The 24217-nt window shown below is 30.4% G+C and carries 19 protein-coding genes, 1 rRNA gene, 1 other RNA gene and 1 pseudogene; 11 read left to right on the top strand and 11 right to left on the bottom strand.

The window, feature by feature from the left end; genetic code table 11:
- Window positions 1-93: 93 nt before the first annotated feature.
- From PW5551_RS09440 to sat, 6 genes are all read right to left on the bottom strand, one after another.
- On the bottom strand, window positions 94-2616 hold the full coding sequence (locus PW5551_RS09440; protein ID WP_113075523.1) for an adenosylcobalamin-dependent ribonucleoside-diphosphate reductase: 2523 nt from the start codon (window positions 2614-2616) through the stop codon (window positions 94-96).
- Window positions 2617-2711: 95 nt separating this feature from the next.
- The gene (glgP, locus tag PW5551_RS09435; RefSeq protein WP_113075522.1) at window positions 2712-5279 is read right to left on the bottom strand and encodes an alpha-glucan family phosphorylase; all 2568 of its coding nucleotides are present in this window, start codon (window positions 5277-5279) and stop codon (window positions 2712-2714) included.
- A 55-nt stretch (window positions 5280-5334) separates the two neighbouring features.
- Window positions 5335-6057, bottom strand: a complete 723-nt coding sequence (locus PW5551_RS09430; RefSeq protein ID WP_113075521.1) for a hypothetical protein — start codon at window positions 6055-6057, stop codon at window positions 5335-5337.
- 51 nt (window positions 6058-6108) lie between these two features.
- Complete coding sequence (locus tag PW5551_RS09425; RefSeq protein WP_113075520.1) at window positions 6109-7836, bottom strand: NAD+ synthase; 1728 nt, start codon at window positions 7834-7836, stop codon at window positions 6109-6111.
- A gap of 61 nt (window positions 7837-7897) precedes the next feature.
- Complete coding sequence (locus PW5551_RS09420) at window positions 7898-8812, bottom strand: phospholipase D-like domain-containing protein (RefSeq protein ID WP_113075519.1); 915 nt, start codon at window positions 8810-8812, stop codon at window positions 7898-7900.
- Window positions 8813-8847: 35 nt separating this feature from the next.
- Entirely contained in the window at window positions 8848-9999 is a 1152-nt protein-coding gene (gene sat / locus PW5551_RS09415) for a sulfate adenylyltransferase (RefSeq protein WP_113075518.1), read from the bottom strand.
- 221 nt (window positions 10000-10220) lie between these two features.
- On the opposite strand from sat, the gene PW5551_RS09410 reads away from it, so the two are divergent.
- From PW5551_RS09410 to PW5551_RS09365, 11 genes are all read left to right on the top strand, one after another.
- On the top strand, window positions 10221-11636 hold the full coding sequence (locus tag PW5551_RS09410) for a glycosyltransferase (protein ID WP_113075517.1): 1416 nt from the start codon (window positions 10221-10223) through the stop codon (window positions 11634-11636).
- A gap of 28 nt (window positions 11637-11664) precedes the next feature.
- On the top strand, window positions 11665-13293 hold the full coding sequence (locus PW5551_RS09405) for a DNA repair protein RecN (RefSeq protein ID WP_113075516.1): 1629 nt from the start codon (window positions 11665-11667) through the stop codon (window positions 13291-13293).
- A gap of 17 nt (window positions 13294-13310) precedes the next feature.
- A complete protein-coding gene (locus PW5551_RS09400; protein WP_113075515.1) occupies window positions 13311-13931 on the top strand; it encodes a hypothetical protein in 621 nt (206 codons plus the stop codon).
- 52 nt (window positions 13932-13983) lie between these two features.
- Window positions 13984-14343, top strand: a transfer-messenger RNA (tmRNA) gene (gene ssrA, locus PW5551_RS09395).
- A 133-nt stretch (window positions 14344-14476) separates the two neighbouring features.
- Complete coding sequence (locus PW5551_RS09390) at window positions 14477-14719, top strand: TM1266 family iron-only hydrogenase system putative regulator (protein WP_199562289.1); 243 nt, start codon at window positions 14477-14479, stop codon at window positions 14717-14719.
- Window positions 14720-14731: 12 nt separating this feature from the next.
- The gene (gene hydG, locus PW5551_RS09385; RefSeq protein ID WP_113075514.1) at window positions 14732-16147 is read left to right on the top strand and encodes a [FeFe] hydrogenase H-cluster radical SAM maturase HydG; all 1416 of its coding nucleotides are present in this window, start codon (window positions 14732-14734) and stop codon (window positions 16145-16147) included.
- A 16-nt stretch (window positions 16148-16163) separates the two neighbouring features.
- Window positions 16164-16421 (top strand): hypothetical protein, encoded by a 258-nt coding sequence (locus PW5551_RS09380; protein WP_199562287.1) that lies wholly within the window; start codon window positions 16164-16166, stop codon window positions 16419-16421.
- On the top strand, window positions 16418-17509 hold the full coding sequence (gene hydE, locus PW5551_RS09375) for a [FeFe] hydrogenase H-cluster radical SAM maturase HydE (protein ID WP_113075513.1): 1092 nt from the start codon (window positions 16418-16420) through the stop codon (window positions 17507-17509). The genes PW5551_RS09380 and hydE overlap by 4 nt, the downstream gene beginning before the upstream one ends.
- Window positions 17509-18705 carry a [FeFe] hydrogenase H-cluster maturation GTPase HydF gene (gene hydF / locus PW5551_RS09370; RefSeq protein WP_113075512.1) on the top strand — a complete coding sequence of 399 codons (1197 nt, stop codon included), beginning with the start codon at window positions 17509-17511 and terminating at the stop codon, window positions 18703-18705. The genes hydE and hydF overlap by 1 nt, the downstream gene beginning before the upstream one ends.
- 188 nt (window positions 18706-18893) lie before the next feature.
- A complete protein-coding gene (locus tag PW5551_RS10220; protein ID WP_158526179.1) occupies window positions 18894-19070 on the top strand; it encodes a hypothetical protein in 177 nt (58 codons plus the stop codon).
- A gap of 1 nt (window position 19071) precedes the next feature.
- A complete protein-coding gene (locus tag PW5551_RS09365) occupies window positions 19072-19800 on the top strand; it encodes an ATP-binding cassette domain-containing protein (RefSeq protein WP_113075511.1) in 729 nt (242 codons plus the stop codon).
- 2 nt (window positions 19801-19802) lie between these two features.
- Here PW5551_RS09365 and PW5551_RS09360 read toward each other — a convergent pair whose 3' ends face one another.
- From PW5551_RS09360 to rrf, 5 genes and pseudogenes are all read right to left on the bottom strand, one after another.
- Window positions 19803-21032 (bottom strand): hypothetical protein, encoded by a 1230-nt coding sequence (locus tag PW5551_RS09360; protein WP_113075510.1) that lies wholly within the window; start codon window positions 21030-21032, stop codon window positions 19803-19805.
- Window positions 20927-21665, bottom strand: a pseudogene (gene truA / locus PW5551_RS10875) (tRNA pseudouridine(38-40) synthase TruA). Before truA ends, PW5551_RS09360 begins: the two are co-directional and overlap by 106 nt.
- Before the next feature lie 11 nt (window positions 21666-21676).
- Window positions 21677-22255 carry a hypothetical protein gene (locus PW5551_RS09350; RefSeq protein ID WP_113075509.1) on the bottom strand — a complete coding sequence of 193 codons (579 nt, stop codon included), beginning with the start codon at window positions 22253-22255 and terminating at the stop codon, window positions 21677-21679.
- A gap of 24 nt (window positions 22256-22279) precedes the next feature.
- On the bottom strand, window positions 22280-23953 hold the full coding sequence (locus PW5551_RS09345) for a phospho-sugar mutase (RefSeq protein ID WP_113075508.1): 1674 nt from the start codon (window positions 23951-23953) through the stop codon (window positions 22280-22282).
- A 114-nt stretch (window positions 23954-24067) separates the two neighbouring features.
- Window positions 24068-24181 (bottom strand): 5S ribosomal RNA (gene rrf / locus PW5551_RS09340).
- Between the last annotated feature and the right edge of the window lie 36 nt (window positions 24182-24217).

The raw sequence follows: 24217 nt of genomic DNA, 5'->3' as shown, positions 1-24217 counted from the left end.
CAAATTAAAGAGTGACTACCCCGTCTGCAGCATAAAACGCTGCATCCACACCTTCGAGGAAGGGGAATTTTGGACTTTAGTCCATAAAGTATATTAAGAACATTTGGACCAGCTACAAGTTGTACAAGTTACACAGCCAGATTCGTTTATCAATGCGTTTTTTGATAAACAGTTTGGACAATATGTGTTCCCATCAGAATCAATGTAGTATCCTTTTTCATACTTAAGATCGTTGGCATATACAAACTTTTCAACTTCTTCTCTTGTTTTTGGTGTTCCGGTTCTTATTATTTCATAGTCTTCTATTTGAGATCCCCATAGTTGGTTAAAATCGTTAAGAGCCTTGTTTATTTCTTCTGCTAATTCTTTGCAGTATTGACCTTTGACTTTTCTTAATTGTTCAACTATTTCATCCGTAGATACACCAGCTCTTAGGGCAATTGAGGACAACCTTCCTATTACTTCAGCTGTTTCTGTTCCGTCTGAAAGAAATATCTCTACTGCTTCCCCGGCATCGTCAAAAGAAACTGTGACATAAACCGTTCCTGTAGTGTGTTTGAATTTTCTTGTTACGCTACGAAGAGTTTCTTTCCTTGGTCTAGCTCTTAATTTATGTTTTTCATCCAAAACAAAGAAGGTAACGTTTTTACTCTGGGTTTCACTGGCTTTCTTTTCGTCTTGAGATGATGATGTTAGTACCTGTGTTTCTAAACTTCCATCTCTATAAATAGTTAGTCCTTTTAAATTTAGCTCTAGAGCATTAGTATATATTTCTTTTACATCTTCTATAGTAGATGATTTGGGCATATTTATGGTTTTAGAACACGATGCATCAAGATAGCTTTGAATTACATGTTGAGCTAATAAATGATCTTTAGGAGATATATCCATAGATGTTACAAAAATTTTTTTGATTTCCTTGGGTATTGATTCAATGTTTTGTATACTTCCTTTTTCAATTATTTCGGCCTTTAAATCTTCTGTCATATTTGTACCTATTTTTTCCATTAATACCGGATTAATATAGGAAAGGGGTACTCTTTCCCCTTCTTTATTAGTCATGTATCTAACAAAAGATAACAAAAAGTTTGGTTCGATTCCACTAGATGTGTCAGCCAAGTTTGAAATAGAACCTGTTGGAGCTACTGTATTTGTTTGAACATTTCTTTTAAAACTTTTGGCTTCCCCATAAAAATGTTCTTTGATTTTTTGGTTCCATAATTTTATATCTTCATCAATTTCATCATCAAGCATTGGAAATGGAATGAATCCTTCTGGATATTTGGACCTATCAAAATCTGGAAAATTTCCTCTCTCTTTTGCTAAATTAGTGCTGGATACATGAGAATAATAAGCTAATTGAGCGGTTACTTTAGCCATAAATTTTCTTGCTTCTTCTGAGTTGTATGGTAGCTCCTTCTTAAATAAAGCATCAGCTAATCCCATTATTCCCAACCCTATGAATCTTTGTTTCTTGGATATTTCCTCAATTTGAGGAAGAGGATATATATTAGCTTCAATTACATCATCCAAAAACCTAGCTGACCAATAAACTATCTCTTCAAATTCTCGTGATGTTTTTGAGCTAGGATTTCCTAAATCTATATCATCAACTAATTTTGATAAGTCTATAGATCCCAAATTACAACTTCCAAATGGAGGTAACGGTTCTTCCCCACAAGGATTTGTTGCAGTTACTGGTGTGTGTTCACTCATAGCATAGTATTGATTGTGCCTTCCCAAGAAAAGCATCCCGGGGTCTCCTGTTTTCCAAGCATTTTCAATCATTTTTATCATAAGCTCTCTTGCCTTTATTACTTTTTTGTCTGATGTTGAGGGATGAGCCAAAATTAGCTCGCCATCTTCTTCAAGTAATTTTTTAAATTCTTTTGGATTGTCGATATTAACAGATATATTGAAATAATTAAGAACGTTGCTTCCTTTGTTGTCCTTTTTTGAGTTTATAAAATCAAAAATATCAGGATGATCATACCTCATAACCGCCATTTGTGCGGCTCTTCTTGATCCTCCTTGTTCTATAGTAGAGGCTGCTGTATTAAAAACATGCATAAAGCTTATGGGTCCTGAAGATCTTCCTCCTGTTCCAGCTATCGATGATCCTTTTGGCCTTAAAACAGAGAAATCATATCCTACACCTCCGCCGTATTTCATAATTAAAGCAGCATTTTTAACAGCCTCAAATATTTCAGATAATGCGTCATCCATTGGAATAACAAAACATGCAGAAAGCATATTATGTTTATTTCTTGCATTAAAAATCGACTTGTAATTTTCTAATGTCATTTCTTCTATATCCTTTTGAAATATATTTTTATCCATAGTTTTTCCTGCGTTAAAAATCGTTGGGCTATTTGGTAAAAAGATTCTTGATTTTATAAGTTTGTAAAAATTATCCTCTGCCTTTTTAATTTCTTTTAAATTTTCAGTAAAGTTAATTTCCGCAGCAGCAACATGTCTTGCTATTCTTTTTGAAACTTCGTTCCAACTTTTTTCTAAGTAATTTCCTTTTCCATCTTTTAAATAGTACCTATCTTCTAAAATTGTTGTAGCGTTTCTCGATGGTTTTTTCTCTAACCATTTTTCCACAATTTTCATAAAAAATGCCCCCTTGTATCAATATATTGTGCAATATAATAATACCACATCAATATATTGGATTTCAAGGGGGAAATGGAAAATTTTACATTAAGTTATTGTGGATATTTTACCAATCCTATTAAATAGTTTTTATGAGGCGTGCATGGGTGGTTAGGTGAGACTCTTACGTTTATTCCATATTCTCCTCTATCCTCAATTTTAAATCTCGCAGAATACAAATAGGTATCTTTTTGGACTTCTTTTATTAGTTTCATGTCATGTCTTTGTATATCGACGGTTTTACCTTCTTCTAATCTGGCTACAACTATCTCTGGTAGTATTGAGTCTGGACCAATTCCTGGTAAATATATTTCAGCTTTAATTTCTAAATCTTCTTCTGCATTTTTTACTTCCAATAAATCTTGATCAAAAATCACATGTATTTTTATTGCATCCCAATTTTCCTTTAATAAATTTATCCATCTTACAAGTTCTTTTGCTAACTTATAATTTTCATTTGAGAAATTCTTATATTGCTCCAAAGCAGGCATATATAATTTCTGGGTGTATTCTTTTAACATTCTAGATGTATTAAAGAATGAAGTTACGCTTTTTATTGATTCTTTCATTTTTTCTACCCAATGTTTAGAAAATTTTTCGTTAGTATTTTCATAATACATTGGTATTATTTGCTTTTCGAGTTGATTATATATAGATACACTGTCTATTCTATCTTGGAGTTCTAAATCATCGTAGTCTCTGTTATCACCTATAGCCCATCCGTTTTTGCCATTGTACCCCTCAACCCACCATCCATCTAAAGCCGAGAAGTTTAGAGCTCCGTTCATACCAGCTTTTTGCCCTGATGTTCCAGAAGCTTCCCTTGGACGTCTGGGATTGTTAAGCCAAATATCAACACCGGATACCAAGTGTCTGGCCATATGCATATCATAATTTTCTAATATTATTATCTTATTATGAAATTCAGGTTTTCTGGAATATTCATATATTTTTTTAATTAGTTCTTGACCAGGTTTATCTGCAGGATGAGCTTTGCCAGCAAATATTATCTGAACAGGTTTTTCTGGATTGTTTAAAATTCTTTTAAGTCTTTCTTCATCTTTGAAAATTAGATCAGCTCTTTTGTATGTAGCATAACGTCTAGCAAAACCGATCGTAAGAGCTTTTTCATCTCCTATTTGGTTAACTTGTTCTAGTTGTTCCACAGTTTCACCATGTCTAGATCTTTGTTCTTTTATACTTTGCCTTATATATTCGATTAATTCTTTTTTTAGTTCTTTATGAGTTTCCCAAAGTTCTTTATCGGGTATATTATCCATTTTTTTCCAAAGATCTGGATCATCAATTTTTGTCATCCAATCTTCTCCCAAATATTGTTTTAAAAATTCTTGCAATTTTGGATTTAACCAAGTATTTATGTGAACACCGTTTGTTACATACGAGATTGGAACTTCTAACCATTCAATCCCTGACCAAACATGATTCCACAATTTCTTGGAAACCTCTCCGTGAAGTTTCGAAACCCCATTTGCTCTTCCGGATAATCTTAAAGCTAAAATAGTCATAGAAAATAATTCGTTACCATCTTTTTGCTTTTCTAAACCCAAATTAAGAAAATCTTGTCTTGTTGCCCCTAAACTTGGCCAATAATCTCCAAAATATTTGTCAATCAATGAAACAGAAAACACATCGTTACCTGCAGGTACAGGAGTATGGGTGGTGAAAACATTACCTGCTCTAACGACTTCAATGGCTTGATTGAAATTTAAACCTTCTTGCTGAACTAATTCTCTGATTCTTTCTAAACCTAAAAATGCAGCATGACCTTCGTTCATATGCCAAACTGACGGATTGTATCCTAATTTTCTTATTGCTCTTATTCCACCAATCCCAATTAGTATCTCTTGTTTTATCCTCATTTCAATATCTCCACCATATAATGTGGAAGTTAATTCTCTATCTTCAGGATCATTCTGCTTCAAGTTAGTATCTAACAGGTAAAGATTTACTCTTCCTACTTCTACTTTCCAAACCTTTACAAAGATTTTTTTGCCTAATATATTTAATTGAATATAAACATCTTCCCCGTTTATATCTTTGGCAGGTTTAATTGGAAAATCCGAAAAATCATAGTCTAAATATATACTTTCTTGCCAACCTTCAGAATTTATTTTTTGAATAAAATAACCTTTTTTATAAAGAAGACCAACGGCTATTAAGGGAATCCCTAAATCACTCGCACTTTTAAGATGGTCTCCGGCTAATATTCCCAATCCTCCTGAGTACATTGGAAAGGATTCATGTAAACCATACTCCATACAAAAATAGGCAATTTCACCTTTTTTAGTTCCACTGTGAGTTGTTTCAAACCATGTATTTTCACTTTTGTTTAGGTAATTTTTAAAACTATTTAAAACTTCGTTGTACAAAGTGAGGTAATCTTGATTTTGTGAAACTTGGTTTAATTTTTTTTGTTCTACTTTTTTTAAAAAAACAATAGGATTCCTGTGAGAAGCATTCCATAGTTCGTTATCTATCTTTTGAAATAACTCTTGTGCTTTATAATTCCATGTCCACCACATATTTTGAGATATTTCCTTTATTCCGGAGATATTTTCCGGGATTTTTGGAACCACAGTTAATTTACTGATAAATTCCACTTTTTTACCCTCCCTGCATTTATTTTATTGTTTTAAGAATTTTTTAAAAACTTAATTATATCCAAGAATTATCCATTTGCGTAATCATTATTAATTCTCCTATTTTGGTAGTGGATTTTTCTATATAATATATTTTGTTGAATAAACCATATTTTCTAGAGATAAGAAATATGTAATCGTTAGATTCACCAATAGTTTCAATTAAATCTTTTGAAAGACTAAATTCTTTATTATTACTTATAATATTGTAAGCATATTCACCTTCGTTTATATATTCATATGTCTCCAATTCAGGTACTTGTAGGACTTTTATTCTAAGTAAATTCTCAATGAAATTGAAAACTTCGTTTATAACTTCCTCATTTGGCACAATAACAAATTTAAAAACGTTGCCGTTTTTTTGTATCACAGAGTATTCGAGCCCTCTAAAATCATATGAAGGATAAGATATAACAATCATATTTGAGTTTTCAAAGAAAAAGAAACGATCATCAAAAGTTTGTATTGTGAATGAACCATAAATCGTATTTACAATATAAATATTTGTATATTGACTTTTTTCAATAGTTAAATTAAACCCTTTTGGAGTATAAGGATATTTTGTTACTCTTTCATAACCTGATTCCTTAATTTTTAAATAAGGGTAGTAATATTGTGTTTCCAAATTCTCTTCGTATAATCCCCACAATACAAAAGTGGCTAAATATATTACGACCATTGTTCCTATAATAACAAGTAAATTTCTTAAACTACTGCCATTCTCTTCATTTTTTGCCACGAAATCTCGCCTTCTTCTTTCTATTTTCGGTGTTCTACAAGTTTCTGGGTTCTACCAAGGGACGTAACCATTAGTAATTGGCATTCGCCTGTCCTTGCCTAAGCTTCTTTCTGTTAATTTGATGCCAGGAGCTGATTGCCGTCTTTTGTATTCATTTTTATTGACTAAATTTATGACATATTTTAGAATTTCTTCATCATATCCTTCTTGTAAAAGCTCATCATACGACATTTCTCTATCTATATATTTAAACAAAATTTGATCTAATAATGAATAAGGAGGCAAGGTATCTTCATCCTTTTGATTAGGTCTAAGTTCTGCAGAAGGTGCCTTTTCTAATATAGATTTTGTAATTATCTTTTTGTTATGTATTTCGTTGAATTTGTTAGCAACCTTGTATAAATCAGTTTTATATAAGTCTTTAATCGGGGAAAATCCACCAGCCATGTCTCCATATAATGTTGCATAGCCAGTAGCTGCTTCACTTTTATTCCCACAAGCTAATGCTAAATAGTTAAATTTATTTGAAAAAGCCATGACAATGTTTCCCCTAATCCTAGCTTGTATATTTTCTTCTGTCTTATCTTCATCTTTTTCTTGGAAACTTTCACTTAATTCACTAATATATGATTCATAAATATCTGTTATAGGAATTATTTTATAATCTATATCTAAGTTTTTCGCTAGTTCTACTGCATCATCAACACTCGATTTTGAAGAGAATTTTGAAGGCATTATGAGTCCCAGTACATTTTTAGGTCCTATAGAATCACTTGCAATAGCTGCCACTAAGGAAGAATCTATACCTCCGCTCAAGCCTAACACAACTTTTTCAAATCCATTTTTTGATAGATAATCTTTAATTCCTATTTTTATTGCTAAATATAATTGTTCATAAACATCTGGATTGTAAAAATTATTTTTATTTAAGGGGAGTTTATCTTGTATTCTTTTTTCAATATTTATTACGTTAACTTTTTCAAAGTAAACGCTTTCATTATAGTGTTTCCTTTTACCTTCTCTTAAGTTTGCCCTCGTTGCTTCTAGTGGATCTATGTCAACAAAATACAATCCCTCTTCAAAATAAGGAGCGTTAAACTCAATTTCTCCATAGGGGTTTACGACAACGCTTCCTCCATCAAAAACAATTTCATCTTGCCCTCCAACTAGGTTACAGTAAATTATCCAGCTCGATAATTCAGAAGCCCTAGTTTTAAGCATCTCAAACCTTGTTTTGTTTCTTTCTTTATAAAAAGGAGAAGCAGAAAGATTAATTATTATGCTTGCCCCATTTTGGGCTAAAGAAATTGCTGGCCCGTTTGGAACCCATAAGTCTTCACATATCGTTATCCCTACTTTAACTTTATCAATTTCCATAATATAAGGAGATCTGCCAGCTGAGAAATATCTTTTTTCGTCAAATACGGAATAATTTGGCAAAAACATCTTCTTGTAATTGCCATACATTTTCCCTTTGTATATAATAAAAGCTGTATTATACGACTCTACATCCCAATCTATGCCACCTAAAATTATAATTATATCTTTCGATCTACTGAAATCTCTTATTTTCTCAATGCAGTTTAGAGAATCACGTAAAAATTGTGTCTTTAATATCAAATCTTCAGGAGGATAACCATTTAATGCTAACTCTGGAAAAACAACAATATCTGCATTATTAGATGCTGCCTCTGTAATATAACCTTTAATTTTTTGAAGATTTATTGCATAATTTCCAACATAAGAATCAATCTGAGATATAGCAACTCTAATTTTCATAGCCTTTTTGTGCTTTTAAAAAAAGCACAAGCCTCCTTTTAAAAAAATCTTATATATTTTATCATTCTTGCCATAATAAATCAAATTTCGCATTTATTGTGTCTGCAATCCCTCTATTATTTATTATTACAACTACTTCATCATTTTTTTCTCTGGCTCTATAAGTAAGATTATAACTTCCTATAATAGTTATTTCATTATCTATTGTTAAACATTTTGCATGAATATCATTTCGATATTTAATATCTATTCCCATCATAAATATAAGAGGAGAGTTATAAATCTTATTCCAATCATCTGAAATGATTTGTATACAAATGTTTTTAGAAGATAATTTTTCCAGTTTTTGAATAAAATAGGGATCGGTAAATGAATAAGAAAATAGTTTTATAGATTCCTTTGCTGTTGAAACCTTCTTTAATACAGTTTTATATATCTCTTCTGACGGTCCTGTTATAATTTCTATATTACCCATATCGGTGTTTCTTAAATTTTCTTTAACTATTTTTTTATTATTTCCAAATTTTCCATTTCTAAAATTAGAAAACTCTTTTAGAAAAACTGCTACAATATTCATATCTTCTGTATATATAAAAATATTGAAGTCTTCTTTTAACCCACTTTTTGTAAAGTTTCCGGTTCCAAATAAAATAGAATTATTATCAAAAATTATAAACTTTTGATGCAAGTACCCATCGTAATTTTTATCGTATGTAATTGACAATGGAATATCCCCAGAATATCCACCATCTTTTTCTAAAAAAATTTCATGGTTGATTTTTGAAATTCCATCACTTATTGTGTTATCTAAACTGAAGGATACTAATTTAATAGATTTACTACTATTTAGCTTTTGATTTAAGAAAAATAACAACTCTTCCCCTGAAAAAAATAATTCATAGGAAAATATCTTTCCAGATATAAGCACGATAATTAATAACAGAGAAATCGTTTTTTTGTTAATTGTAATATGCAAATTATCCCCCTGAGAACAATGTTTTTTATTAATTACTAACTTCTATAAAACTCCATTAGTATTTCTGCAACTTCTGGTCTTGTAAATTCTTTAGGTGGCTTTTCTCCTTTTGAAAGCATTTCACGTACTTTAGTTCCGCTCAAGAATACATGATCTTCATTTCCATGTGGGCATGTTTTTGAGGTTGCCATATTTTCACATTTTTTGCAATAAAAGGAATGTTCAAACTTAAGAGGCACTATACCGATTTCTTCAGGAGTAAATTGATCAAATATTTCTTGTGCTTCGTATGTTCCATAATAATTTCCAACACCTGCATGATCCCTACCTACGATAAAATGTGTACATCCATAATTTTTTCTACATATCGCATGAAAGATAGCTTCTTTTGGACCAGCGTATCTCATATTTACTGGAAATACACTTAATAAAACCCTGTTTTTAGGGTAATATTTATCAAGTATTACCTTGTAAGATCTCATTCGAACCTCAGATGGGATATCTTCCTTTTGGGTTTTCCCAACTAATGGATTTATGAATAGTCCATCTACTATTTCAAGTGCAGTTTTTTGAAGATATTCATGCGCTCTGTGTATGGGGTTTCTTGTTTGGAAAGCAACTATCGTTCTCCATCCTTTTTCTTGGAATATTTTCCTCGTGTCTTTTGGTTCTAATCTGTATTCTTTAAAATTTTCATGTTCTATTCTATTTAATAGTGTAATTTCTCCTCCTAAAGCGATATCTCCTTGTTCGTATAGAAATTTTACACCTGGATGTTCTATTTCTTTTGTTTTATATACTTTTAAGGCCTCTTCTTCTTTTCTTCTTAAATATTTATCTTTAAGATGGAGTATTGCATATTCTTTTCCATTTTCCTGATTTTTTATCAAGATATCTTCTCCGATTTTCATCTCATCTGCTGTCTCTTTTTTTACTGATAATACAATAGGTATGGGCCATACTGTTCCATCTTTTAATCTCATTTCGTCTAGTACGTTATTATAATCTTCTTCAGTCATAAAACCTTCTAAAGGGCTGAACAAACCGGTTGCTATATTTTCTAATTCAGACAAATCAAAGTACGATACATCTATACTTTTCAATTGACTAGCTTTTTTTAATAACTCTTTTTTTTCTTCACCTTCTACTATTCTGTTTATCAATTTTTCTCCGTGGGGTGAAATCATCCTGAAACCTCCTATTTTTATGATTTGATCATGAGAATTTCTATTCTTCAATCCTAAAGATTATAGCATATTTTGTTTTAATTAAAAAAAGTCATACGTTTTAATGTGCATATCCATTATTTAAAAGTTTTTTAGATGAAAACTTAAAATTGAAAATTAAATATGGTAAAATAAAGAATATCTAACCGCTTTTGGTTTATTAAGAATTTGGAGGTTTTTTTATGAGAATTTTATTTTTAAATCCTCAAGGGAATTTCGATAAGAATGATTCCCACTTAACTGAACACCCTGATTTTGGAGGGCAATTGATTTACGTTAAAGAAGTATCAAAAGAATTGGCAAAAATGAATGTCTTTGTAGATATAATTACTCGCAAAATCGTCGATCCAGATTGGCAAGAGTTTGCTTCTTCTATCGATTACTACGATGAGAGTAGAAATCCTCGAATTGTAAGGGTACCTTTTGGAGGAGAGGGATTTTTGAATAAAGAAAAATTATGGCCTTATTTAGAGGAGTATGTTAATAAAATTATTGAGCTGTACAAAAAAGATGAGATTACTTTTGTTACATGTCATTACGGAGATGGGGGTTATTCCGGAGTCTTACTGAAATCAAAAACCGGATTAAATTTTTCTTTTACTGGGCATTCTTTAGGTGCTCAAAAATTAGATAAATTAAATGTTAATTTGAATAATTTCGAGGATATAGACAGAGAATATCACTTTTCTCAAAGAATTTCAGCTGAAAGATTATCTATTAAGTATGCTAGTAAAATTATTGTTTCAACTTCGATGGAAAGATTCGAACAGTATTCACATCCTTTATATAAAGATATTTCAGAAGTTGAGAATGAGAATAAATATAAAGTTATTCCTCCTGGAGTTAATACCGAAATTTTTAATGATAATTTAAATGAACTAGATGAAGAAACTTTAACTCAAATAGAAATTAAAATAAATGGATTAAAAAAACCCTTTATTATTCTGTCAAGTCGATTGGATGAAAAAAAGAATCACATTATGGTAGTTAAAGCCTATTCTCAATCTAAAGAATTACAAGATAAAGCCAATTTAGCCATTTTTTTAAGAGGAATAGCTGATCCTTTTAAAGAAATAGAAAATTTATCAATAAAAGAAAAAAATATCTTGGAACCAATTTTAACAGAAGTTGAGAAAGCAAAAATAAAAGATAAAGTTTTTTTCTTTGATCTTAGATCTCAAAAAGCTTTAGCTACAGCTTATAAATATTTTTCAAGAATGAATTCTGTTTTTGTTCTACCTTCTTTTTATGAACCTTTTGGGCTTGCTCCTATTGAAGCAGGAGCCTGCGGACTTTCTGTTGTTGCAACCAAAAATGGAGGGCCTAGTGAGATATTTGCCGACGGTTCAGGAAATTTATTCGATCCATTTAATACAGAAGATATTGCAAACGCTATAATAGAAGGGTTGAATAATTTTGATTACTACTCTAAAAAGGTCAAAAAGAGAGTTTTAAATAATTATACTTGGAAGAATACTGCAAAAGGATATTTAGAAGTTATAGAAGAAGCCATAAAGACGCCGAAATTTAAAGTAAATGAATCAATTAAACTAGACGCTAAGGACTTGATATTAAATTATTTAAAAAGTAAATTATAAATAGATATTATGATATAATTTTATTTGAATGATACTGAAAGGGTATCTCAAGGCTGGTGAGCAGATGTTACATTCTTTGTCTATAAAAAACTTTGGCCTTTTTAAAAAAGCAAACGTTGATTTTGATTCCAACTTTTCTACGATTACAGGAGAGTCTGGAACGGGCAAATCAATGTTTTTAAATGCCTTAAGAATATTTTTGACAGGAAATGTTCCCCAGAATCTTAAGAATTTAAATGGTTCTGTTTCTGCTTTTTTTACGGTTAATGATTTCATTGCAGAAATGGTGGAGGATTACGTTCCTTTAGAAAACAATGAATTGATTTTAGCTGTAAATTTCACTCCTAAAAAGACCCTTTTTAGATTAAACGATACAATAGTTCCGAAAAATATCGTTCAAGAGATTTCAAAATATCTTTTAGAAGTTCATTCACAAGATTCTAACATAGCTTTAAGAGATGATAATTATCAAAATTCTTTGATATTTAAAATATTAAGAGAAAAATTCCCGAATTTTTTTATAGAATATGATGAAGTTTATCAAGAATATTTAAATTTGAAAAGAAAGTTTGAAAATCTTCCTACAGATAAAACTGATATTTTCAGAAATATTGATATTCTAAATTATCAAATAAAAGAAATAGAAGAAGCAAATTTTAAACCTAACGAAGATGATGAACTTTCTTCTCGTTTTAAAACTCTAAACAATATAGAAGAAATAAGAGAGAAATTAATAGAATCACTATACCTTCTTAAAGAGGATGATAAGTCAATAGACCTGCAGATTGGTGAGGTAGTTTATAATTTATCTAAAATTATCGATTATGGTTTTAAAGAAGAACATTCTTTGGCTTTATTTATTCAAGAACAGCTAACTGAATTATTTGATCTGTTGCAGATTAAAGTGGAGAATTTAGAAAGTGACCCAGAAGAGCTTGAAAGGATCAGTAATCGATTAAATATAATAATGGAGCTAAAAAGAAAATATGGGCCTTCTTTAGAAGATGTTTTAACCAATCTAGAAAAATACAAATCACAAAAAAATATGTTAGAAGAAATAAAAAAAGATTTTCACGAATTAGAACCAAAGTTGAACCAGCTAAAAAATAAGTTGATGAATTTAAGCGATAACTTAATAGATCAAACAAAACCTTTTCTTGATGTGCTTAAAAAAAATGTAGAGGAAAATCTTAAAGATTTAAATATGGAAAATTGTAAGATTGATTGGAAAATAAAAAAATTAAATGCTCCTCAAAAAGATGCAGCTCACAAAATTGTATTTTTACTAAAAACTAACCCAAAAAGTGATTTTTTACCACTTGCTGAAGTTGCCTCAGGTGGAGAGTTATCTAGAATTATCTTAGCTTTAGAAATAGTATTAGGAAAAAATCATCCTATAGACACAATGGTTTTTGATGAAATAGATTCGGGAGTAGGACCGAGAATGGCAGATATAGTTGGGAAAAAATTAAGTGATTTATCTCAAAACAAACAAATTATTGTCATCACACATATGCCTCAAGTTGCTACTTTAGCAAATGAACATTTCAAAATAATTAAATCAGTTGACAATGAGGCAATTTCAGCTATAATAAAACTATCTGAAAAAGAAAAATTAAATGAAATTAAAGAAATGTATGGAAATATAGTTTATTGAAAAGGGTGTGTAATTTAATGTACAGTCGTGAAGATTTGCTAAAAAAAATAGTTGAAGAAAAAGGTATTCAGGCTATTCCTAATTTAATAAAACTTTTAGATGATGAAGATACAGAAGTAAGTGAACTTGCAAGAGACGCCCTAAGTATTATGGCTCCAGAAGGTAAAGACTACTTACTCAACGAATTTAAAAAAAGATTCGATCTTAACCTGCAAGATGACACTGTTTTGTTATATCTTGCTGAGCTTCTTTCTGAATTGGGGTGTCAAGAAATAGAAGAAAACTTAAAAATGATGTTTAACAAATTTTCTGATGAAAGAGCCTTTCCTTTGATAATTGAACATTTGTTAAAATTAACCAAAGATGAACAGTATCTAGATATTTTAGAAACTTACTTGGATGGCGAAGAAGGAGAAATCGAGGAAATCTCTTTGATGGCTGTTACGGAACTGCCAACCAGAAAATCTTTAGATATTCTTTTAAAAAAATATTATAGGACTAATGATAGTTCTATTAAATCTTTGGTGCTGGATTCAATTACCAAAATATTATATAAGAACCCTAAACTAGTACCTTATTTGCAAGAAAGAGATTCAAAACTATCTGATAAACTACAATGGTATATAAGGCGACCTTGATTTTTTTTGTAACATTTGATATAATTTAAATGGAATAAAAAATAAAATAAATGGGGACGTTTTGGATTCGACGGGAATAGGTCGAGCTCGGGAAGCGAGTCGAGGAGACGTTACCTCGTAAAAAAACTAAAAAATTTTTGAAATGCCGAAAAACCAGAATTAGCTTTAGCTGCTGCTTAAGACGGCGGCTCGTCTCTCCTCAAGTTTAATGGAGCCTTTCTTGAGGAATGAGGCGTCAGAAAAAGGCTTCACTTTCAAATCTTGTGCCCAGATTTGAAAGTATAAAGGGCACTAGGATTTTACGACTATGTCCGCAAAGTCGTAAAAATCCAAAAACTGATTGCGGACTGCGCTCGGAGAAGCCGAGTTCACCTATTTTCGGACGCGGGTTCGATTCCCGCCGTCTCCACCATTTTTTTACTATATAAGTTAATTATTTCACATATTTCCTGAGATTGAGGAATACAATCTGATATCAAGGGAAGCAGAGGGTTTAAAATCCCTCCTTCTTTTGATATCTCAAAAATGAAGGAGGGATTTTTTTATTGGAAAAAAGACTAACGATGATTTCAATTGCCGTAAAAAACAGAGATAAAACCTATAATGTAGTAAATGAGCTTTTACACAAATTCGCTGATAATATTCTTTTGCGTGTAGGGTACCCAAGGCAAGATAAAAATTTATCGATTATTTTTTTGGTTTTTGAAGGTACCTCTGACGAATTAGGCTCTCTCAATGGGAAATTAGGACAAATCCCTGGTTTAAAAGTAAAATCTCACACAATTTAAAGGAGGACATTTATGTTTTATGTTAAAGATCACAGTTCTCAAAAATCATTTATTAAAGAAGAAAAAATATTTGAATTATTAGAAGAAACTAAAGCTCCAGACAAAACTAAGGTTGAAGAAATTATTCAAAAATCCTTATCAAAACAAAGATTAGATCCTCAAGAGGTAGCAACGCTTTTAAATGTGGAAGATGAAGAAACAATGGAAAAGATTTTTGAAGGGGCAAGAACATTAAAACAAAACATCTACGGAAATAGAATCGTTTTCTTCGCCCCACTTTATATTGGAAATAAATGTATCAATAATTGTACTTATTGTGGATTTAGATCTAGCAATACAGAAATTTATAGAAACACTTTAACTTTCGAACAGCTAGAAAAAGAAGTAAAAGCACTTGAAGATAAAGGTCATAAAAGATTAATTTTAGTCTATGGAGAACACCCTGACTACAATGCTGATTTTATTACAAAAACGGTAGAGACTGTTTATAAAACCAAAAATAAAAATGGAGAGATAAGAAGGGTAAACATTAACGCAGCACCTCAAACTATTGATGATTATAAAAAAATAAAAGAAGTAGGAATTGGAACCTTCCAAATTTTTCAAGAAACTTATAATTATGATATGTATAAAAAAATGCATCCAAAAGGTCCTAAATCTAGTTATATTTGGCGTTTGTATGGTCTAGATAGGGCCATAAAAGCAGGAATTGATGATGTGGGGATAGGAGCTTTATTTGGTTTGTATGATTATAAATTTGAAGTTATGGGATTACTATACCATACCATTCATTTTGAAGAAAGATTTGGATTCGGACCACATACTATCTCTTTTCCAAGAATTGAACCGGCATTAAATACTCCGATCTCTGAGCAACCACCTTATTTAGTAAACTACAATGAATTCAAAAAAATAGTAGCAATATTAAGATTAGCTGTTCCTTATACAGGTCTTATATTGACTGCTAGAGAACCTGTTGCAATAAGAAATGAAGTTTTACAATTGGGAGTTTCTCAAATTGATGCAGGTTCTAATATCGGAGTAGGGGCATATTCAACAGAAGATAAAGAAGCTTACAAAAAAAGTCAATTTACTCTAGGGGATCAAAGAAGTTTAGATTCAGTGATTAATGAATTATCCAAAGAAGGCTATCTTCCTTCATTCTGTACAGCTTGTTATAGAATGGGAAGAACGGGTGAACATTTTATGGAATTTTCTATTCCTGGTTTTGTAAAAAGATTTTGCACTCCAAATGCTATATTAACTTCTTTAGAATATGCATTAGATTATGCACCCGAGCAAACTCGCCATTCTATCGAAAATAGAATAAACGAAGAAGTTGAAAATATGAAAGATGGAATTTTAAAACAAAAGCTGATTGAGAAAATAAAATTGGTAAAAACCGGTAAAAGAGACGTTTATTTTTAAGAAGGTGCTTTATTTTATGAATAAACAAAAAATAGATATCCTAAAATCATTAATTGACGCATTCTATGAGAAATATAAAATCAAAATTTGGTTAGCGGAAAAAATCGGTAGAAGAATAAGTTATATATACGGGAAAGGAGAAGGCTTTAAAATTCCTGCTGTAAAAACTTATGAAGATGATAAGTATGTAGTTTTTATAGAAAGCGATAAAAAAGAAGTAATAAAAGAGTCAAGAGAGTTCATTGGTAGTTTACTTAAGGGGGAATCTAATTGAAACCTCAAATTAGAAACGAATTAGAAAAAATTTTAAAAGATTATTCATCACATAGTTCAGAAATAAAAGATGTTCTAAACTATTTCTTAGAACATGAAACGTTAGAAAAAGAGCACATAATTAAAATTCTAAAATTAAAAAAAGATGATAAAGAAAGAAAGATCGTTTTTACTTTTGCTAATTCCGTTAGAAAATTATACACAGGAGATTATATAAATATTAAAGGAGTAATAGAGTTTTCTAATTACTGTAAAAAGAATTGTTTTTACTGTGGATTAAGAGCCAAGAATTCATCTATTAGGCGCTACAGAATGTCTCCTACAGAGATAATAAACGTGGCAAAACAAGCAGCAGATTACGGATTGGACACGATTATACTCCAAAGTGGAGAAGACGATAGTTATTCTGAAGATGATTTAATATTTATTATCAGTGAAATAAGAAAAAACACTAAGTTGCCTGTTTCTGTATCTATCGGAGAAAGAAGTTTTTCTGCTTATAGAAAATTTCGAAAAGCTGGGGCGGTAAGAGTTTTACTAAAACATGAAACCATAAATAAAACTCTTTTTAGAAAAATACATCCCGACAAAAACTATGAAAATAGGATTGAATTACTAAGATATATGAACACCTTAGGTTACGTAACAGGCTCAGGAAACATCATAGGACTACCCGGACAAACCTTAGATGATATTGCCGATGATATCCTATTTATGAGAGATGAAAAGATAAAGATGATTGGAATGGGGCCTTTTATTCCTGCTCATAATACACCATTAGAAAAATTTCCATCCGGTAGTGGAGAATTAACTTTAAACGCTTATGCTGCAACTCGTCTTTGTATTCCAAAAGCACAAATGCCTACAACAACAGCTTTAGGAACGATTTCAGAAGACCTTCAATATCAAGGATTTTTTGCAGGATGTAACGTCATTATGGTTAATATAACTCCCGATAAATACAGAGAAAACTATAATATTTATGATAACAAAATAAAAGTCGAATATTTCTATTCTTACAATAAATTAAGAGAATTGGGATTTTCCCCTTCTAAAATCACTCAAAAAAAGTTAAAGGAGATGTTATAATGATTGCTTCGGGAGGGTTCAGAACTTATATAGCAATAGCCGGCAGAAGAAATGTGGGGAAATCTTCTTTAATAAATGCGATACTAAATCAAGAAATTGCTTTAGTTTCCGACGTTCCTGGAACAACAACTGATCCAGTATATAAAAGTATGGAGCTACAACCCATCGGACCAGTAACATTAATCGATACACCAGGTATAGACGATGAGGGAGATTTAGGAATAAAAAGAGTAGAAAAAGCAAAAAAAGCTTTTTATAAAGCAGATATCGGAGTTTTAGTTGTCGATTCAGAACCAAAAGAATTTGAATATTTTATCTCTAAAACTTTCAATGAGATGAAAATTCCTTATATTATAGTCATCAATAAAATTGATAAAATTAAAAATTTTGAATCTCTGAAAAGGGTTTATTCAGAAATATTCAAAAAACCTGTTATTGAAGTATCTTCTCAAGAAAGAATTAATATAGAACAACTAAAGAAAGAGCTAACAAAATTAAAAATAACTGATGAAGAAATATCTTTAATTCCAGAGTATATAAATACTAACGATATTGTGTTACTTGTAGTTCCTGTAGATACCGGCGCTCCTAAAGGTAGATTGATAATGCCACAAGTCAATGCTATAAGAGAAACTTTAGATAGAGGGGCCTTTCCTATTGTTACGTCAGTTGAAGGAATTAGCGAAATCCTTAGTAAATTGAAAATTCTCCCCAAACTTGTGATAACTGATTCACAGGCAGTTAAAAAAGTCGATGAATTGCTTCCTCAAAATATTAATTTAACAACATTTTCAATATTAGAAGCTCGCAGCAAGGGAGACATAAAAATACTAACTAAAGATGTTGACGTTATAAACAAATTGGAGGATGGAGACAAGATACTAATAATGGAAGGATGTTCACATAGGCCCTTAAGTGAGGATATTGGTAGGGTAAAGATACCTAACTGGTTAGAAAAATATACAAAAAAAGATATAAATTTTAAATTTGTAGCAGGCAAAGAATTCCCTGATTTAGAAGATCTTAGAGATATAAAATTAATTATTCACTGTGGAGGTTGTACCTTAACACGCACTATGATGATGAGAAGAATCAATGCAATAAATAGATTAGATATCCCTATAGTTAATTACGGAGTGATTATTTCATTTATTCATGGAGTATTAAATAGAACTTTAGAACCTTTATTAGTTTAGTTATTTTATTAAACACAATGTATTCTTAATAACAAAACACCCTTCTAGGGTGTTTTGTTATTTATATTTTTCACTGATTTATAAAAGAAATGTAATGGAATTTAGCTTTTTTGTATAAAGAGAAGAGTATCATATGTTTGAAAGCCCCCAACAAAAAGCAAATTATTTATTGAAAGGCGGCAGAAAATATGCATGAAAAAAATCAATTAAACAAACAGATTGAGCATAATAATATAAGATTTTCATCACAGATAGATTTTATTAGAGAATTAAAAAATGCAAAAGATGAAGAAAGCATACGAAGATTGGCCTTACTAAAAGAAGATTCGCTTTATAAAAACAAAAAGGAAAATAAACAATATTAAAATGAACGAACAGCAAATCATAAATATTAAGAGTTTTTCTATGTTTATTGATGAGCAAGAAATGCTCCATAATATTAGTTTAGACATTTTTACTAATGAAATTCTATTAGTTTATGGACCAAGAAATTCTGGAAAATCCTTATTAACTCGTTCCCTGGTTTCCTTGAATAAAGAACTTTTTAGAAACGTTGAAAGTTTAGGCCAAATATTATTTTTGGGAAAAGATATAAAAGATATAGAAAAAGGATATTTAAGATCTCAGATTGCTTATTCAGAGCCTTCCTTTGTTGATAATATTAATTTTCTTACCTTAAGTGAAGTTTTCAACCTAGCTTTAGGTATTAAACCTTCCGAAATTTCTCATGAACAATTTATTCTCCTCAACAAGCTTAATATTTCACATATATTTTCTAATAACATTTCACTAAAAAGATATGAGAATTTTCGAAACTGGACAATAGGAGACAAAATCTCATTTATTATTTTTTTGAGTTTGGCACGTAATCCTCGGGTGTTTATTTTTGATTCTATTCTAGATCATTTAGATGACTTTATGCTAAGAGAGATTAAAAATTTCCTTTATGATATTAAAGAAGAAAGAACTTTAATTATCTCGACAAGAAATTTATCTTTATTTTCTGATATTACAAATAAAATTGTTTTTTTAAACGGGGGTAAAATAGAATACAAAGGCTCAATAGAAAATTTTTTACTTAATTTTCCCCAATAATTTTATTCTTCAGAAATGTTGTATATAATTATTTCATTATCTTTAATTTCAAAAGATAATTTATTAAACTCATAAAAATCTTTGTGATCGTAAGAAGGCAAATCTAAATTCATATTATAGACATTTCCCTCCTTGAATATCCCACCTTCAAAATCTACTCTATAACTTTCTAATTTAAAGGTTTTTATTTGAATATACTTATCGGTTACTATAATAGACATTGGAGCTCTTTCAAAATCTCTATTAATATTTTTCTTCCCTAAAGTAACAAAATGTCCTGAACTAGTAAGCAAATAAATAGTTTTATCATTCTCATGGGCAAAAACTATTTCTCCATCAATGAAAAATGTCTTACTTTTTTCTTCTATATCACCATAATCACAGTAAAACCTTGAATCGGTAATAAAAGGTTCTCCTCCATTTGGCATCCATATAGACAAAGGCTCACCGTAAAAAAATATCCCACTTTCTATCTCGAAGACTTTTTTAACTTTAGTATTTACTCTTTGATATATATCGTGTTTTTTTAAGTCAACAACATATTTACTTTCATGATAATCGGTTAAATCAATCTCTATCTTTTTAATACCATCTTCTATAAAAATCTTAGAAGGTGGAACCTTTAAAACAATTGGTATATTGATTTTTTTATCATTCAAGATAATTTCACTATTAGCTCCGGATATTTCCAAATCAACTAACCGAGATGGAATTCTATAAATAAATTCTCCTAAAGAAGGAGAAAAAGCATGTTCAAAAATAAATCCATTCATATCTAATTTAACTTCCATATTTTGATCCCAAGTTAAAAAAACAGAAGTCTTTGTTCCACTATCAGTAAGAATGAAAGAATCTTCTGCAATTACAAAAACTGATCTTGGGGGTTCATTAACAAGTTCTTTAATTGTACTTTCCATATTTGATAATAAAGTTGAGACATTTTGATTTTTATATTTAATATAAAACAACCCATCATTATAAATGATTTCCATTCTATTAGAGGTATCTGATGGAGGAATAGATATATCTGCGTACTTATACAGGCTAAAAATAACCTCGTTGAAATAATTATAAGGTCCTTTATATATTAAACCTATCTCAGTTCTTGCAAGGGTAATAGAAACTATTAAAACAAAACAGAATAAAAATACAACCCTTGCGGAGGAGCAGATGTTGGGGAAGCTGATCTTTTCTTTATCTCCAATATCTTTTTTATGTCTTCTGGTTGCCATACCTCTGTCCCTACCTTTATTAATGCTCCAACCATATTCCTAACCATTCTTCTTAAAAAAGATTTTCCTTCTACACGTATCAGAATTATATTATTTTTTTGTTTAATTATCCTGACTCTATATATCGTCCTTATGGGATTTCTCTCATCGTTTCCTGTTTTGAAACTAGTGTAATCGTGTTCTCCTTCAAAAAATCTAGCAGCTGATCTCATCTTTCCTAAATTTAAATCCCACGGTATCCACCAAACTCTATTTCTTAAAAAAATAATTCGGCTCTTTATTATTATATATATAATAATGATATATTCTTTTAGTCGCTTCAGCTCTGGGATTGAATCCTTCTTTAACCAATTCTATATTTTTAACATAAATGTCTTCTGGTAAAACAGAATTCAAAGCATCTTTTACATTTTTTTCAGTCATTGATGAGTTTTCTACAGCAAAGGAAACAACTTGCCCCATAGCGTGAACACCTGTATCTGTTCTACCCGCAGCATAGATAGTAACGTCCTTCTTAAATATGGTTTTTAATGACTTTTCTATTTCCCCTTGTACAGTACGGGATTCTGGTTGAGCTTGATAACCGAAAAAATTTGTACCATCATAAACTACAGTTGCTGAAACCCATTTCACGAAAACTCCTCCTAATATATCTTTTGCAACATAGAAGTCTCTAAAATCTTAAAAGTAATTTCTGATTCGTATTTTTTAAGTAAATGGATGTTTCTTTTATAAATTCCTTCATACACCTTTATTAAATAAAGATTTACAAATTTAGTAACTCTTTGAGCCAATATCTCTCTCTTATCCATAGCTACATCTTTAACAATATCTTCTAACCAAAATGAAAAATTATTATTAATTTCATCTTCCAAGATCAGGTCATTAAAAGATGATATTACCCTTCTTAATCCAATATATTTTGAAACCAATTCTACAAAATCTCCATAGATTTCCCTAACGCCATTAGAAATATTGTCTGTATAATTCAATTCAATACGCTTTCCTAAAGATTCTTTAATTATTAAATGTCTCATTATTCCTGATATATCTTTGTTATCTTCCTCTACTATGAAATAACCAATAAGAAAAGGTTTAGATTTCTTTAAAACCAACGGTGAAATTACTTCGGTGATAATCAAAGTTTCTTCGTTAGAATAGGAAATATTTTTTATTTCTTTGAAATTTCCTTCTTCAGAAAATAAAATGTTATAAAACAACATTAAGTATCACCTTCAACAAGAATTTTATACGTTTACAATTTCCGAAATAGCATCTTCTGATAATTTAATTAATTCTTTAGCTTCTTTTTCCGTACTAGCCTTCAATAATATATAGAATTTGATTTTAGGTTCAGTTCCTGAAGGTCTACCAATAATTTTAATATCTGAATATCTAAGTTCCACAACATCTGATTTGGGAAATCCTTCGATTCCTTTTTGATAATCTAAGGTTTCTTTCAAAGTTAAATCTCCTATTTTTAGAGGAGGGTTTTTTCGCATTTTATTCATAATCCGTTTTATTTTTTGTGCTCCTTCAAACCCTTCAAATGTATATGAAACAAGTTTTTCTTCGTAATAACCGTACTTTTCTTTCAGATCTATTAGGTAATCAGTAAGCGTTTTAAGTTTTGACTTCATTTCAGAACTCATCACTGATATAAGAGCAGCTGTAATCACAGCATCTTTATCTCTTACATGATCGTTGGCCAAATAACCATAACTTTCCTCAAAACCAAATAAAAATTTTTTGCCGATATCTTTATTCTTTTCAATTTTTTCTCCAATAAATTTAAACCCCGTCAAAGTTTCTTCTACTTGTACTCCAAATTCATTTGCTATAGGTCTAACCATATCAGTAGTCACTATTGTTTTCACAATATAATCCTCTGGTCGTAGAACGGATAATCCATGAAATTTACTCAATAAATAATGAGCTAACAACACACCAATCTGATTTCCCGTAAAAGAAACATAATCATTTTTATACTTTTCGTATACACCTATCCTATCTCCATCTGGATCGGTTGCTAAAACCAATTCAGCTCCTATTTCTTTTGCCTTCTTCAACGCCAATTCAAACGCATCTTTTTCTTCAGGATTTGGCACTTTTAATGTTGAAAAATTAGGATCTATTTTTGATTGTTCTTCTACCAAGTTAACATCAAAACCTAATCTCGTCAATATACTTTTTACTAATTTTAAACCTGCACCATACAATGGAGTATAAACAATAACTGATTTCTTATCAGTATAGGGATTCAAAGATCTGATATATGATTCTATCTCATCCAAATAATCATTAAATATATCTTCATTTAATAAAAATAATTTTTCGTTTTTAACTGCAGTATCAAAGTCTATCCATTTCACGTCTTCAAAATAATTTAATTTATCAATTTCTTCAGTAATTTTGTTAGCGAATTTAGGTACAGCTTGTGTTCCATCTGATGTATAAACTTTATAACCATTGTACTCAGGAGGATTGTGACTAGCTGTTATTACTATACCTCCATCTGTTTTAATTTTTCTTACTGCATAGGAAAGCAAAGGAGTTGGAGCAACTTGATCAAAAAGATAAACAGTAACGTTGTTTGCTGATAAAACTCTTGCTGCTATCTTAGCAAAGAGCTCTGAATTTCTTCTTGTATCATACGCTATAACTACACTGGGAAAGTCTTTCTGCTTTTTTAAGTAATTAGCATATCCTTGCGTAGCTCTAGCAACAGTATAAACATTCATTCTGTTTGTACCTAATTCAATTTTTCCTCTCAAACCACCCGTACCAAATTCTAAATCTTTATAAAATCGATCTACTATCTCATTTTCATTCAATTTTCTTAATTCTTCTATTTGATTCTTGTCTATCTTTTCCAACCACTCTTCATATCTTTTTAAAGCCGTTTCTTTTATTTCATCCATTAATAAATACCCCCTCAAAAGATATTAATATCAAAAAAAATTATACCATAGAAGTAAATATAAAACAAAAAAATTGCCGCTCTAATAAAAAGAAGCGGCAATTAAATAAAAGAAAGGGGGCGATACCTACTCTTGCACGAAAGAATCGTACTACCATCGGCACGATACGGCTTAACCGTCAGGTTCGGTATGGGTCTGGGTGTTTCCCGTATCGTTTTCTTCACCCCCTATTACTCACTCACTAGTGCATAGGGTTTTTTGAAA

Source organism: Petrotoga sp. 9PW.55.5.1 (assembly GCF_003265365.1).
Lineage (GTDB): Bacteria > Thermotogota > Thermotogae > Petrotogales > Petrotogaceae > Petrotoga.
This window is presented reverse-complemented; position numbering and strand designations above follow the sequence as displayed.